A 14,650-nucleotide genomic window follows, 5' to 3' on the forward strand; every position below is an offset into this window, starting at 1 on the left:
ATATCAAATGGGGCTTTTTCTAATCGGTCTAATCGGTCTAATTTGTTTTAAATCGGCTAAAAGAATAGGGGTTAAGTTCAACTGAACAATTTTTATTTTCTGCTTGTTTCTTTTTCGGGTGAGGTGTGGTTTTAAAGGGCTGCTTTTCCGTTTTCTTCGTCTGGTTTTCGCTCTGGTGATTCTCCAAGGGGTTAGCTTTAGGAATTGCTGATATAGGGATGAACCCGCGGAATCTTTATTCCAGCATTTATCATCTCCGGCAAAATGGATGATTTTGTTAGTGAAATCATGGTCCGGAATGTTTGTGTTGAACGAATTAAAACGGATATCAAGGGGGAGGTAATTCCCACCAAAAACTGCATTCAGAACATCCTGATCTGGCATGGTGACATCAGGAAAGGTACGTAGGAAGGTTAGCATTTCTTCGTACCAGTTGGTATTCTGGCGGATATTATGCAAAGAAAATAAAATCACTCCGGAATTAAAATAAAGATCAGGATTTAATCCCTTAGCGCTCACAATATGAGCAACCTCTCTAATTCCCTGGTCCCAAATTGCAGCCAAATACTTGTCATTCAGTTCAACCTGCCATAATTCAGTAATGTCCATATTCACTAATACATCGCAGTCCAGATAGATGATTTTGTCCACGGGTATTAGTGCAGGAAGAAGCAATCGATACATACATGCCTGCGTCCATACATTAATGGAGTTAACATTGGCTAGCACCTGAGTTAGATCATCAGGCATAGTGATTGAATAAAAGCTAAGGGTATGATTATGTTTTGTAGTTAATGCGCTAAGCCTGCGCTTATTAGTTTCACTTAAAGAAACATCATGTAAAATATGAATATGAATTGGGGAACTCGTATGATGAAAAATTGACGCTAGAACGACTCCGGCATGTTCAGCATATTTCCCATCCTTATCTTGAAAAGCCAAGGCGATATCGATCATTTGATTTATCCTCTCTTCACGTTTGTGTACGAATGTACCACAGTATACGTTCGCCTTGATCAGAGGACAGAGACATTAAACCCAGAATATTCACCCAATTTCATGTGAACACCAAAAAACCAAGTGCTGAATCTCAGCAACTTGGTCGGCTAAGGACTTCAATCTTTATTTTCGCAGCTTAATTTGATCTACGTGATGATTGTTGTCCTTATGCATTATAAGATCGGCACGATTTCGGGTGGGCAGAATATTTTGCTGCAAATTAACGTAGTTTATTTCTTTCCAGATCCGCTTTGAGTTTTCAATAGATTCCTCTAGAGACAGCTGTGCATATTTTTTGAAATAAGATTGTTCATCTTGGAAGGCAGTATCTCTGAGTTTAATAAACCGATCAATGTACCATGTCTCGATATCGTTCACATCGGCATCCACATAAATAGAAAAATCAAAGAAATCAGATACAAAATAGTTAGGCATATTATGATTATTTGTAATCGCAGTCTGAAGAACATTTAAGCCCTCAACAATTAGAATATCCGGATTCTCAATCGTAATATATTCATCTGGCACAATATCATAAGTTAAGTGAGAGTATACAGGGCTTTGGACCCGCGGCACCCCAGACTTCACATCCGTTAAAAAAGAAATTAAACTACGCGTGTCGTAGCTTTCAGGAAAGCCCTTTTTCGTCATTATACCGCGCTTTTCCAGCTCTGCGTTGGGATGTAGAAAACCATCAGTCGTAACTAAATCCACTTTTGGATGGGAAGGTAATTGTGAGAGGAGTTTTTGTAGGAGTCTGGCCGTAGTGCTTTTACCAACAGCGACACTTCCCGCGATACCTATGATAAATGGACCTTTTTTTAGATCATTGTTCAGAAAGTGATTTATAGACTCATTAAATTTATGAGCAGATAGAAGTTGCAGATTTAGTAAATTGGACAGAGGAAGATAGACTTCGTTAACATCCTCGCTGGAGATTTTTTCATTAATACTTTGGACTTCCATAAGTTCTTCTTCTGATAATTGGATAGCGGTGAAATCGCTTAGTTTTTTCCAATCCTCACGTAAATAAAGTGTATATGCTGAATTATTCACCATTAAATTTTCCACATCCCTGAAGTTTTTAGAGATTTCTTATGCACTTAGGTATTATAACCGTTCATACAGCTTCATTCCATTCATTGTAATCGACATAATTATGGACATTAAGGAGATTGCATTTCAGTAAATGGGAAAATCAATTAAAATATAGAATATTAGGAAGGATGGGGTGGGGCAATGGGAGTTTTTCGAAAAGTTGAATTATTGAAGGATTACACACGCACGGAAACGTTCCAAGATGAGTCAGAGGGAAGGAAAATAGTTATAAGTATTTATTATCCGGATACAGAGGGTGTATTAAATAAAAACGCATCTGCAATGAAATATATGGAGCTTTTCGGGCCCTGTGAACAACAGGTGAGAGCTTCTACAAGATATTGGCATGAACATGGAAATCATAAATACATTATCTACCTCAATCAGCGATCGGACCTTTCAAAGCAAATCCAAACGCTCCTATCCAGTCATCATCTACTCACCTGCATTAGGTTTAGATAGAGATATGTATATTTATAATATAGAAGCGCTGGCCAAGCAAGGTTTCATAGTGGTAACGGTCAGTGCTGCGTACGAAGCTATGTTTACTGTTTGCCCTAGTGGAGAATTTATTAATCAATCCGAAGCCATGAGGCAAATAAAAGCTGCGGATTATACCGATTTACATAACTTAATTTTCATTCGAAAAAAAGATATTCAATACGTTCTGGATCACCTGTCCACGCTTAATTCTATGGATAAAGATGTGAAGGGCTTATTTGATATGAATAAGATTGGTATTATCGGCCATTCCATCGGCGGTGCTACTGCATTAGATTTAACTATGGAAGACGATAGAATTAAAGCTGCTATTTTATTAGATGCAAGCATGCACTTATATATTGAGAATGAAGAGAAGAACAATACTGTGCCGCTTCTTGTATTAAGGCAAAAGGCCTCGACCTTAGAATCCTTAAGTAATATATTACAGGAGAAACTGGCAAATGATTTCATCAAAGGACAAGAGGCGCTTTTTCAGAATTAGAACGGATATAAATCTTTTCTGAAAATACGAAAGGCTACACATATGTCATTTAGCGATCTGCCCCTTTATGAGGAAGGAGAGAATTTAAAACAAAGAACCTGTGAAATTCATACTTGCTTAAATGAGCTTATAAGTAAGTTCCTTGTGGAGCATCTTTTAGATCAGGGGCAAGGTTATTCGGCATTAATTAGTAGGGTTCATAAAGATTTTTGTGAGATCCATGGTAGTGGAGAAGAAATTCTGTAAATTAGCAATAAACTCTCCTTTGTTTATACCGATAAACATATATAAGGGAGGGAATTATGAATGCATTCTGCTCAGTCTAATGAGAAAATATGTAATCATATTGAAAAATACATAGGTGTATTTATAATGTTTTTAAAGAAATTATTTCAGGTGTTCTGTCGATAGATATTCTAATTCTTGATCCGACGCCTGAGCGGAACTTCTATACTTTAATTACCTCTGGAATGAGCGAATTACCGATGACGGTGCCAGAAGGTGCAGAAGAATATCAATATGCTGAACTAATGATTTGTCTCCCTCCTACCTGGAAGCTGTCGGATGAGGCTTTTAAGGATGAACGGAATTATTGGCCGATTCGAGCCCTGAAAACAATGGCTAGGTTTCCGCATGAATATAATACATGGCTTTATATGGGGCATACGCTTGTGAACGGTAATCCCGCCCAGCCTTATAGTGAGGATACAGGATTTCAAGGGATGTTCGTTTGGGTTCCAGATGTAAAAGATAAAGCCGGTTTCTTTAATTTAGAAATGAGCCATGAGAAAGTGGTGCACTTTTATACGTTAATTCCGCTCTATGGGGAGGAGTTAGATTATAAAATCAAGCATAGCGAGGAAGAGTTACTACACAAGTTAAATAAGATTGGGGTTACGGATGTTTTGGATCCTTCCCGTAAAAATAGTTGTAAGAAGTTATGGGGACTCTTTTAAATACAAGAAAAAACGGCTGAGAGCCGTTTTTTTATTTTTTGATTCCAAAAGCAATCCAGCGACCATCCACATCTTCAATCACAAATTCCTTGTTATTATAATCGGTGTTTGATAAAGAACGAACAATATGAACACCGGCGGCTTCGTACTCCTTCTCCAACTCTTCTTGCTGCTTCGTAATAAAATAGGCATCGTATCCATAACCGTACAACTCTCGATTGGGAATGACCTTTTGTCCATGGGATTGCGTAAGGATAATCTCTGTATCGTCACGATACAAACAAAGATGTGGTTCTTGTGTATCTAAATAGGGCACAGCTTTAAAACCTAAGTACTGGCTGTAGAAGGCAGCGGTTTGCTCAATATTCAACGTAGGGAAAATACTATGTGATTGTAAGAGCTTTTTGTCCACGAGTGAGGTCATCCTTTCAAAGAAAAAATAGATATCCATATATTACCTTAAGATAGAAGTTTCAACAATACACGGAGTTTCCATTTAGCAGAAGATTATTCACGGTTGACATCATCGCTATTCTATAATAATATACATGCATGAGCATGCATTTATAAATATTTTATATAAGATGAACTTAGAAACTCATGTTCACTGGAAGCATTGATCATACTATACTTAGTTTTTTATAAAGAGGAGAGATATCATGAAGGACTTGTTCACCCCGTATGAATTGAAGGATTTGAAGCTGAAGAACCGCGTGGTTATGCCTCCAATGTGTCAGTATTCAGTGTCTAACAAAGACGGAATTGCTACGGATTGGCATTATAATCATTACGTAAGCCGCGCTGTTGGCGGAACCGGATTAATTATTATTGAAATGACGGACGTGGAGCCTGATGGCCGGATTACTGATTTTGATCTTGGTATTTGGTCTGATGAGCAAATTCCTGCACTGGCCAGAATCGTTGAAGCTTGTCATTCTTATGGCGCTAAAGTAGGTATTCAAATTGCACACGCCGGACGTAAAGCAGAAGATGCAGCAGTTCCTGTATCCTCCTCTAACGTTCCTTTTGATGCTGACTCCAAAACACCACGTGCCTTAACAACTGAAGAAGTGAAAGCTATGGTTGAGAAATTCCGGTTGGGCGTGAAGCGGGCGATACAAGCGGGATTTGATGTTATCGAGCTTCATGGAGCGCATGGTTACCTTATTCATCAGTTCCATTCCCCTCTAACCAATCAAAGAACAGATGAATATGGCAAGGATTTAACACTGTTTGGTACAGAAGTCATTCGCGCAGCAAAAAGTGAAATGCCGGAAGGAATGCCATTGATTATGCGTATCTCGGCTCAAGAATATGTTGAGGGCGGGTACGGTATCAAAGAAAGCTTGGAATTTAGTAAAGCTTACAAAGAAGCAGGCGCAGATATTTTCCATATCAGTGCAGGTGGTGAAGGTCCTATCGCAGCTGCCGGGAAACCAGGGACGCATGCAGCTTATCAGGTTCCTTTGGCCAGAGAAATCAAATATGGCTTGAATGTTCCGGTTATTGCGGTTGGCAGATTGGATGAGCCTGTACTTGCTAATGCCGTGATTGGGAATGAGGAAGCTGATCTTGTTGCCGTGGGCCGGGGCATGTTGAGAAATCCATACTGGACGCTGGAAGCAGGGGTCGAGCTTCAGAAAGATGCGGGTATTCCCAGACAATATTCTTTCGGGTTTCCAAGAATTAATGGATAAAGATTAATTTAAATGGTGTGAAGTCTAAACAAAATAATTGTAAAGTGTGGAGGGGCCGGCTTCTTGGAGAAACGGTCTCTCTTCTTTTTTAAAATAAAATAAAGTATAAGTATCGAACCTATACTTTATGTATGGTTGTGGATTGTAGTACTATTATATAGAAGGAAAAAATCATGAAAAGCCATACACCCGGGAGATGAATAATAAAATGGGCGACATTCTTAACAATGACCTTATAACGAGTTGGTTGACGTTAACGCATATACAAATGAATGTGACGAATGAATTGGAAGCTAATCTACAAGTCAAACATGGCTTATCCTTGAAAGAATTTTATTTGCTGTTATTTTTGTCGGAAGCGCCGGAGAAGAAACTGAAATTGCAGAAACTCGAAGCTATGGTGGGTTTAAGCCAGAGTGCAGTTTCCCGACTGGTTAGTCGGTTTGAGGCCAAAGGCTGTGGCGCTTTAGAAAGAAAAGCGTGTGATGCTGATCGCAGAAGCATCTATACTGCCTTGACTGCCATTGGCGAAGACAAGCTCCTCCGTGCACAAGATACCTTTCAAGAGACCCTGCTTGCAGCTTTTCCGGAAAAAGATGTGAAAGAGCTTTTGGATCAAATGCTTCGCATGAAGCAACAGTCATGAATTCACAATAAAACCTCTGTTTTGGTAAATGGACCGAATCTCCATTTCCCATACAGAGGTTTTTTAGTGTGGGGCGCTATTTACATCCTACCTGTTCATTCTACTGTTGCTGGGAAAGCCGGTAATAATTATAGTCTTCATGTTCAATTGTAATCTCATCAAGAAGCTCGAAACCACATTTTTGAATGACTCTATTAGACGGGATATTGTGTTTCAGAGCAATGGCGTTTAATACATCGGTAGAGCTATTATCAAACAAATACTTAATTAATCCCTTGGCAGCTTGAGTAGTGTAGCCTTTACCGCGATGATCCTTGGATATGGCATACATAATCTCTCTGTTAGGAACGGGCAATTCATCCTTAATTCCTGTACAACACCAACCAATAAACTCACCGGACTCTTTTAAAATAATGCCTAAACGAAGACGAAGCTCTCCGATATCTCCGCCCGCTGAGATCGCTTGAAGAAACTGCTGGTTCTCTTTTATTTCATAGTTTATTAACCAGTCCAACCGTTGTTCTTTAGGAACATTCCAATCTGGCAAGAATTCAATAATTTCAGGCTGTAGAGTAAGCGCATGAAACTCCTCTAAATCCTCCACGCTATACTCCCGCAGAAAAATATCTTTACAATCAATCGTAAATAAATCACTAGAATTGGCCTCTTCATTCACAACCTCGCTCAACTTTCACCACTCCTTTATTAACTAACAGATATTTTACCATGAAACAATTGATTGATTTGGTAATATTTGATTATAAAAAATGTTTTCTTTTATTTCACATAAATATTAATTGGTTAATATATTAATTGACTATAAAATATGTTATTATGTTTCGTATAAACGGCAATGAACTAATATTGTTAGGTTTTTAAGATTTCTACTATAAAGATAACAGGTGATCTTCTATGAAAAATGACAACGGTAACAAATTTATTAATGGTAGTCTAATTGCGCATTATAAGTTTGATAATCCAGAGGATGTAGGTCAAGATTTCTCGGGGAACGGCAATGATGGAACCGCTTCAGGTACGAAGCTGCCGGCTATTAAATCCGTAGCAGGTAGACAAGCTGTTGCGCTTGCTGGGGGAGAACATGGCACATCCTATATTTCATTACCTAACGATCTGCTTAAAGAGGTCAGTGACCATACAGGAATTACGATTTCGACCTGGATGTATGTAAGCAAAGCTTCAAGCTTATGGGAAAGAATTTTTGATTTTGGTAAAGGTGAAACAGGACCTTATCTTTTTGTAACCCGCAATTTGCGGGGCACTTGTTTTGCAGGGGAAGACTTAATTGCAGATCCAGGGAAATCCTTTGCGACTGATGAATGGGTACACGTTTCCTTTGCAGTTACAGGCACAAAAGGTGGAACACTAAGCAGTGCAGGACCTGTGATGTATGTAAATGGTGAAGTAGTTGCGGATGGCATGATCAGCCAAACCTCTAGTGGCACATATGCTAAGCTGCGCACATGGTTTGCTACTTTTGAAGATCAACTGAATTATAGCAATAATACAATCGGGAAATCCCAGTACGCGGCAGATGTTGATTTTGGCGGCTATATTTCGGACTTCCGTGTATATAAAGCAGGCTTAACTCAAGATGAAGTGATTGAAATTATGTGCGAATCTTTGACGGATGAAGATATCGTTAAGCTTGCAAAAGATAAATACTTAACCTTCCCAAGCTCGATTATTACCAAAGATATCGAATTACCAGCTTCGCTGATGGGCGGGAAAGTTGACGTATCTTGGGTATCCAGCGATACCAAAGTCATTTCTAATGAAGGCGTTGTGAATAAAGGAGTTCAATCTGCTCAAGGCGTAACACTTACAGCACACTTGAAAAAGGGAGCTAGTATAGTAGAAAAGAGCTTCACTGTGTCTGTGCTTCCGGAAGATTTGCCACCTTACACCTTAACGATTGACGGCAATCAGGAGATTTTGGATGTTAGCCAAATTCTATATGGTTTATTCTATGAGGACATTAACAATGCAGCAGACGGTGGGATCTATGCAGAGCTAGTGCAGAATCGCTCCTTCGAATCTTTTGCTTTTGACAGCTATTCGCATGTATGTGGTGTACATGGTGCTTCCACCGGAAGAAATTATACACCTCTTCACGCATGGTCTGGGGATACAGACCAAATGACTGTCCATAATACAGGCGGATTAAACGATTTCTTCGGCATCGATGATAAAGATATGAATGCGCATTATGTGACGGTAGCGGATGGCGCGACGATTAATAATAGAGGTTTCGCCGATTCCAATCAGCACTGCTCGATGTTTATTCAGGAAGATGCCAAGTACAACTTCACGATTTGGGCGAAGGCAGAAGCAGCGGGCACAATTACCTTGCAATTGCTCGACAAAGACGGTAAAGCCATCAGCGATACTGCAGTTGTTGAAGTAAACGGTGACGGCAGCTGGAAGAAGTATGGTGTCGATTCAAAGCTTGTATTAACAGGATCTGAAACTGTGCTTGGTCAGCTGGCTTTAACCTTTAACGGTGAGATCTCCATTGATATGGTTTCCTTAATTCCTGATGACGTTTGGGGCGCTGGTGAAGAGGAACGTTCTGCTACAGCTCATGCTAACTATAAAGGAAATTCAAACTATAGATTGCGAAAAGACTTAGTGAATGCACTCGTTGATCTTCATCCTACCTTCCTGCGTTTCCCTGGGGGTTGTATTTCTGAAGGTTCTCACATTTGGGAGAACGTGTACGATTGGAAAGAGTCCGTCAACGATATCGAATTGCGCAAAGAGAACTATAACGTATGGGGCTACATGATGACCATGGGTCTTGGATATATGGAGTATTTCCAATTAGCCGAGGATTTGAACGCAACACCACTTCCGGTTATGGCCTGCGGCGTACTCTGTCAAGCTCGTTCGGATTATGCGAATCCAGCTGGCGGTGCGTTAAGAGATTATTATGTGAAGAACTTTACGGATCTGATTGATTTTGCGATTAGCATGGATTTTGACAATAATGAGTGGGCTGCATTGCGTAAAAAGATGGGCCATGAAGCAGCGTTTGATCTGCGTTATTTGGGTGTGGGGAATGAAAACTGGGGTACAGAGTTTTTCGCCAACTTCGAATATTTTAAAACAGTGATTGATGAGTATATGGTGAAGAACTATCCTGATCATGAATTGACTATTCTCTCTACCGTGGGTGCACAGGCAGATGATGATGCTTACCAGCAAGGTTGGAAATTCCTAAGCGGAAATTTACAGGGCTCGGAAAAAATCAGCTTTACGGATGGTACATCGAGCATCGAAGAGACTGTTACCTGGTACGAAAAACAAAAGAACTACATGGATACCATTGCGGATGAGCATTACTACCGTTCCAATGAATATTTGTTAGAGAATGCTGATCGTTACAACTACTATTACAGAGCCTATAAGGAAGACGGCAGCTTGGATGAGGCTGAAACTTCAAAGGTTTTTGTGGGTGAATATGCTTCCACAGATAAAAACACATTGGCAGGAGCTGTTGCTGAGGCGGCGATTATGTCCAGCTTCGAGAATAACTCTGATGTGATTAGATTGGCGGCAACGGCACCGTTGTTCAACAAGGTTCTGACAGATGGCACCTATAGATGGACACCGGATTGCATCTGGTTCGATGATGAAACCGTATGGTACACACCGAACTATTATGTTCAGCAGCTGTATGCTAAATACCTGGGAACCAAAGTGGTTGGCACCTCATTTTCGACTTATCGCAACGGGGAGAAGGTAGACCTCATTCCTCATGGAGGAATTGAAGTGGCTGCGGGGAAATCATCTGTGATCGTGAAACGGGTGAAAGTGACTTCGAATGTAGATGGCAGTGTATGGTTGGATCAAGATTTCACGCAGCCGCTGGATGAAGCTTGGAAAGTGATTCCTGGCTCTGCCGGATATACGATTGATCCTTCCAAAGGTCTGGTATTGAAAGCGCAGAATGGCGGATTGAATGGATTGTATATCCTTAATGATGCGTGGACTAATTATAAAGTAGAGGTTGTAGCTGAAAAAGCTTCTGGCGAAGATGGCTTCTATGTAGGCGCAGGTCTGACAGAAATCTCACCGGAAAATAAAGATGTTATCGAATATGCAATTGGCTATAATGGCGATGCCACAGGAGTCAAGGTGTACAAGCAAGGGATTGAGGCTTATACTCTCGGCGATTATTCCTCTAGTACCGCTGCTGGTAACCTTAGAGCCAGTTGCTATGAAGAGCTTGCGGATCATACGGAATATACCATCACCGTTAATTATGGCGGAGCAGATGGCAAACATTTGATTTGCTCTTATACAGATGGCAAGGTAACAAGCAAAGTACTGGATTATAAGCTTGAGGCTTATAACAGAGAGGTATACAATTCCGTAACTAAAGATGATAAGCATCTCTATGTGAAGCTTGTAAATGCGGATGGTGTAGAAAAAGCAACGAAGCTTGATCTAAAAGGCTTAAAAGTAGCTGCTACGGGTAAACGGATTACCTTAACCGGAGACGCCTCGCTGGTTCACACACCTAATGTGAACAGAAAAAATGATGAGAAGGTTACACCAGTTGAAACGGAAATCGTAATTGATAAAGACACGGCAATTGTGAAGCTAGCTGCCAATTCCGTGAATGTGATTGTTCTGGATCTGATTTAATAGAAAATATGCTGTTCAACACGCGCCGATCTTTTTGTTCGGCGCGTGTTGTTGTTTAACAAGCCTCTAAATCGGTTGATGATTATATAGAGAGAACTGCCCACTTGCTTGATGAATCTCAGAATCTATCTTACACTGGTGAAAGTACAATCACCGACTGACCCTCCAGCCCGCGATCCTCCCAGATGTTTTATCCACAGTTGCCTTCATTACTCCAGAATACAGTGCATACCCTAGCCCCTAAAAAGGAGAACGATAAAATGATGAAATCATTCAAAACGGACTGGAAAGCAAATCTGAAAAATCCTCAAACGATTATGGCCTTGTTTACTTATCGTTATGGAAATTGGGTGTATTATCGAGTGAAGAATGGCATCGTGCGAAAACCTTTGTGGCTTTTGTATCGAATAATGGATGTGCTTTTTGTCCGTATTCTTGCGAATGGCGAGCTTCACGCTCAAGCTCAAATTGGTGACGCGCTTCATTTACCGCATGGTTTAAATGGGATTATCATTAGTCCTAAAGCGGTGCTTGGAAGCCATGCTACTATTTTTCATCAAGTGACTATTGGCGGGAGAAATAACTTAGGAGAGCCAGTGATTGGAGACAGAGCTTTTATTGGAGTAGGCTCCAAGATTCTTGGACCGGTTGTCATTGGTAACGATGTTAATATCGGGGCCATGTCTGTCGTGGTAAAGGATGTGCCGGATAACGCTTCGGCTGTAGGTATTCCTGCTAAAAATATATTGCGGAGTGAACCGAAACCAGAGAATACAAGATAAAGACGTTAGGTTCTAGTACATAGGGTACGCGTGCGCTTTATTTTAATATCTTACAGGGTATAATTAAAGCATCCAAGTAATCTTGTAATAACCTTCTAGAGATCGGAGTAATGAAATGAAATATAGCAATTTAGAAGAGTGTGTTAATGATTTAGAGAAACACGGACATTTAGTTCGTATTCATGAAGAAGTGGACCCTTATCTAGAGATGGCGGCGATTCACCTAAAGGTTTATGAGGCTGGCGGACCTGCATTATTATTTGAAAATGTAAAAGGCTCGAAGTTTCGGGCCGTATCTAACCTTTTTGGAACGTTAGAGCGCAGTAAGTTTATCTTTCGGCGTACTTGGGACTCCACACATAACGTAATTGCCCTTCGCAACGATCCCGTAAAAGCACTCAAAAATCCATTTAAATATGTTGGTACCGGATTATCCGCGAGAAAAGCATTGCCTATTAAAAAGCCAGGGGGTCTGCCAAGCGGTTTTCAGGAAATTAGTATCTCTGATCTTCCGCTAATCACACATTGGCCGGGAGATGGTGGTGCTTTTGTAACCTTGCCGCAGGTGTATTCAGAAGATCCGGACAAGCCGGGCATTATGAACTCCAATCTGGGAATGTACCGTGTGCAGCTGACTGGAAATGAGTATGAATTAAATAAAGAAGTGGGCATTCATTATCAAATTCATCGCGGCATTGGCGTACATCAGGAAAAAGCGAACCGCCAAGGACAACCGCTTAAAGTAAGTTGTTTTATCGGTGGACCACCCGCTCACTCTTTATCGGCGGTTATGCCTTTGCCTGAGGGAATGAGTGAGATGATCGTTGCAGGATTACTTTCAGGACGCCATTTCAGCTATAGCTATGTGGATGGTTATTGTATCAGCAATGATGCGGACTTTGTAATAACAGGTGAAATTCACCCTGGTGAGACGAAGCCGGAGGGGCCTTTTGGCGACCATTTAGGCTATTATAGCTTGGTTCACCCTTTCCCAGTAATGAGAGTACATAAAGTGTACGCCAGAAAAAATGCAATCTTTCCATTTACGGTTGTCGGCCGGCCGCCACAAGAGGATACCGCGTTTGGTGAGTTAATTCACGAGCTGACAGGTGGGGCTATCCGCCAAGAAATTCCGGGCGTCAAAGAAGTTCATGCAGTCGATGCTGCGGGTGTTCATCCCCTGCTGTTCGCCATTGGCAGTGAACGTTATACGCCTTATCAGCAAGTAAAGCAGCCAGCAGAAATTCTGACCATTGCTAACCGGATTTTAGGGACGGGTCAGCTTAGTTTAGCTAAGTTTTTGTTTATTACAGCAGAAGAGAATCAGCCTATCAGCACACATAATATCGAGGATTTCTTGACGTATATCTTAGAGCGGATTAATCTTCATAGAGATATTCATTTCTATACCAATACCACGATTGATACACTTGATTATTCCGGCACAGGATTAAACAGCGGAAGTAAAGTGATCTTCGCAGCAGTAGGGGATAAGAAAAGAGAGCTATGTACAGAGGTGCCAGGCCTGCTGAAAGAATTACAGGGATTTGAACATGCACGAATGGTGATGCCTGGTCTTGTTGCCCTTCAAGGCGCTAAATTCACAAGCTACGCTGAAGCAGCACTGGAAATGAACAAGCTTAGTGAAGCTATTCAGGAGCAAGGGTCACTTCCTTCTTGCCCAATGATTATTTTGTGTGATGATAGCGAGTTTTTGAGTGAAAAGATCGACAATTTCCTATGGGCGACGTTCACCCGCAGTAATCCATCTCATGATATCTATGGAGTGAACAGTTCTACTGAGTATAAACATTGGTCCTGTGACAACGTGATTATTGATGCTCGGGTAAAACCCCATCAAGCCCCGCCACTGATCCCAGACCCAACCGTTCAAAAGCATATCGAACGATTATTTGCGTCAGGTGGCAGTTTAAGCAGAGTTAAGATATAGAGAAACATCCATCGGCCTTCTTGGGAATCCAAGGAGGCCTATTTGCTGTTTGTGAAATGATTTTGCTCATATGAAATAAAAAAGAAATAGGGGTATTATGGGGTGTATGGTATATATTTACTATTAATATTGGGGAAGTGTTGTTCTGATGGAAATTATGGAAACCGAACGTTTATGGATTAGAAGGTTCTCAGCAGAGGATTGGAAGGACCTTCATGAATATTTGTCCCAAGAAAGTGTTGTGAAATATGAGCCCTATTCCGTGTTTAATGCAGATGAATCTCGCACTGAGGCGCTCAGACGGTCATCGGACCGGGCTTTTTGGGCAGTCTGTCTTAAATCTACGACAAAAATGATCGGCAACTTATATTTTCAAGCGAGCGAACCAAAGGTTTTTGGCGTTTGGGAATTTGGATATGTTTTTAACCCTGATTTTCAGGGAAAAGGTTATGCTACAGAGGCTTGTAATCAATTGTTAAACTATGGCTTTGATAATCTGAAAATGAGACGTGTGATTGCGAACTGTGATCCCGAAAATACACACTCATGGAAACTGCTCGAACGATTGAAGCTTCGTCGAGAAGGACATTTTTTGCAGACGGGTTATTTTAAATATGATAGTAATGGAGAGCCAATCTGGCATGATACTTATTCCTATGGATTGCTCAGAAGCGAATGGTTAAGGATGAAGGAATAGCAAAACTGTTGTCGTGATCTCAAAAGCGGGTGTCCCCTCACTGATTCTTCTGTCCTAACTTCTTCCCAAATCGTAGGTTTTTATAACTATAGGCGAAGAAATTGAACGGTTTAGTGTATGATAAAATCTGTTTTTTAAATGTTCAGAGTGACACTTAGGTGGTAGTAT

The 14,650-nt window shown here is 40.8% G+C and carries 12 protein-coding genes; 8 read left to right on the forward strand and 4 right to left on the reverse strand.

Going from position 1 to position 14,650, the window contains the following annotated elements; genetic code table 11:
* Nucleotides 1-3: 3 nt before the first annotated feature.
* Nucleotides 4-957 (reverse strand): glycosyltransferase family 8 protein, encoded by a 954-nt coding sequence (locus NSQ91_RS10120; RefSeq protein ID WP_076184303.1) that lies wholly within the window; start codon nucleotides 955-957, stop codon nucleotides 4-6.
* A 165-nt stretch (nucleotides 958-1,122) separates the two neighbouring features.
* Nucleotides 1,123-2,058 carry a type I pantothenate kinase gene (gene coaA / locus NSQ91_RS10125; protein WP_340917615.1) on the reverse strand — a complete coding sequence of 312 codons (936 nt, stop codon included), beginning with the start codon at nucleotides 2,056-2,058 and terminating at the stop codon, nucleotides 1,123-1,125.
* A gap of 385 nt (nucleotides 2,059-2,443) precedes the next feature.
* On the opposite strand from coaA, the gene NSQ91_RS10130 reads away from it, so the two are divergent.
* Together NSQ91_RS10130 and NSQ91_RS10135 are read left to right on the forward strand one after the other, a co-directional pair.
* Nucleotides 2,444-3,082, forward strand: coding sequence for an alpha/beta hydrolase (locus NSQ91_RS10130; RefSeq protein WP_340917618.1), 639 nt, complete (start codon nucleotides 2,444-2,446; stop codon nucleotides 3,080-3,082).
* Nucleotides 3,083-3,540: 458 nt separating this feature from the next.
* Nucleotides 3,541-4,038 carry a suppressor of fused domain protein gene (locus tag NSQ91_RS10135; protein WP_340921437.1) on the forward strand — a complete coding sequence of 166 codons (498 nt, stop codon included), beginning with the start codon at nucleotides 3,541-3,543 and terminating at the stop codon, nucleotides 4,036-4,038.
* A gap of 31 nt (nucleotides 4,039-4,069) precedes the next feature.
* Here the strand turns inward: NSQ91_RS10135 and NSQ91_RS10140 are convergent, their stop codons facing one another.
* A complete protein-coding gene (locus NSQ91_RS10140; protein WP_340395358.1) occupies nucleotides 4,070-4,450 on the reverse strand; it encodes a VOC family protein in 381 nt (126 codons plus the stop codon).
* Between the two features lie 247 nt (nucleotides 4,451-4,697).
* Between NSQ91_RS10140 and NSQ91_RS10145 the strand changes: the two genes are divergently transcribed.
* Together NSQ91_RS10145 and NSQ91_RS10150 are read left to right on the forward strand one after the other, a co-directional pair.
* Nucleotides 4,698-5,735: an NADH:flavin oxidoreductase/NADH oxidase gene (locus NSQ91_RS10145; protein ID WP_076124961.1), complete on the forward strand. Its 1,038-nt coding sequence runs from the start codon at nucleotides 4,698-4,700 to the stop codon at nucleotides 5,733-5,735.
* A gap of 208 nt (nucleotides 5,736-5,943) precedes the next feature.
* Nucleotides 5,944-6,381: a MarR family winged helix-turn-helix transcriptional regulator gene (locus NSQ91_RS10150; protein WP_081391857.1), complete on the forward strand. Its 438-nt coding sequence runs from the start codon at nucleotides 5,944-5,946 to the stop codon at nucleotides 6,379-6,381.
* 100 nt (nucleotides 6,382-6,481) lie between these two features.
* Here NSQ91_RS10150 and NSQ91_RS10155 read toward each other — a convergent pair whose 3' ends face one another.
* Nucleotides 6,482-7,069, reverse strand: a complete 588-nt coding sequence (locus NSQ91_RS10155; RefSeq protein WP_256716512.1) for a GNAT family N-acetyltransferase — start codon at nucleotides 7,067-7,069, stop codon at nucleotides 6,482-6,484.
* Between the two features lie 224 nt (nucleotides 7,070-7,293).
* On the opposite strand from NSQ91_RS10155, the gene NSQ91_RS10160 reads away from it, so the two are divergent.
* The 4 genes from NSQ91_RS10160 to NSQ91_RS10175 all read left to right on the forward strand — a co-directional run bounded on the left by NSQ91_RS10160 (nucleotide 7,294) and on the right by NSQ91_RS10175 (nucleotide 14,482).
* A complete protein-coding gene (locus NSQ91_RS10160; RefSeq protein WP_076304400.1) occupies nucleotides 7,294-11,052 on the forward strand; it encodes an alpha-L-arabinofuranosidase C-terminal domain-containing protein in 3,759 nt (1,252 codons plus the stop codon).
* Between the two features lie 260 nt (nucleotides 11,053-11,312).
* Nucleotides 11,313-11,834, forward strand: a complete 522-nt coding sequence (locus tag NSQ91_RS10165) for a serine O-acetyltransferase (protein WP_036679239.1) — start codon at nucleotides 11,313-11,315, stop codon at nucleotides 11,832-11,834.
* Nucleotides 11,835-11,949: 115 nt separating this feature from the next.
* Nucleotides 11,950-13,785 (forward strand): UbiD family decarboxylase, encoded by a 1,836-nt coding sequence (locus NSQ91_RS10170; RefSeq protein WP_076191224.1) that lies wholly within the window; start codon nucleotides 11,950-11,952, stop codon nucleotides 13,783-13,785.
* A gap of 148 nt (nucleotides 13,786-13,933) precedes the next feature.
* Nucleotides 13,934-14,482, forward strand: coding sequence for a GNAT family N-acetyltransferase (locus NSQ91_RS10175; RefSeq protein ID WP_179086275.1), 549 nt, complete (start codon nucleotides 13,934-13,936; stop codon nucleotides 14,480-14,482).
* Nucleotides 14,483-14,650 lie beyond the last annotated feature (168 nt).

It is taken from the genome of Paenibacillus sp. FSL R7-0048 (assembly GCF_038004505.1).
GTDB lineage: Bacteria > Bacillota > Bacilli > Paenibacillales > Paenibacillaceae > Paenibacillus_AQ > Paenibacillus_AQ odorifer.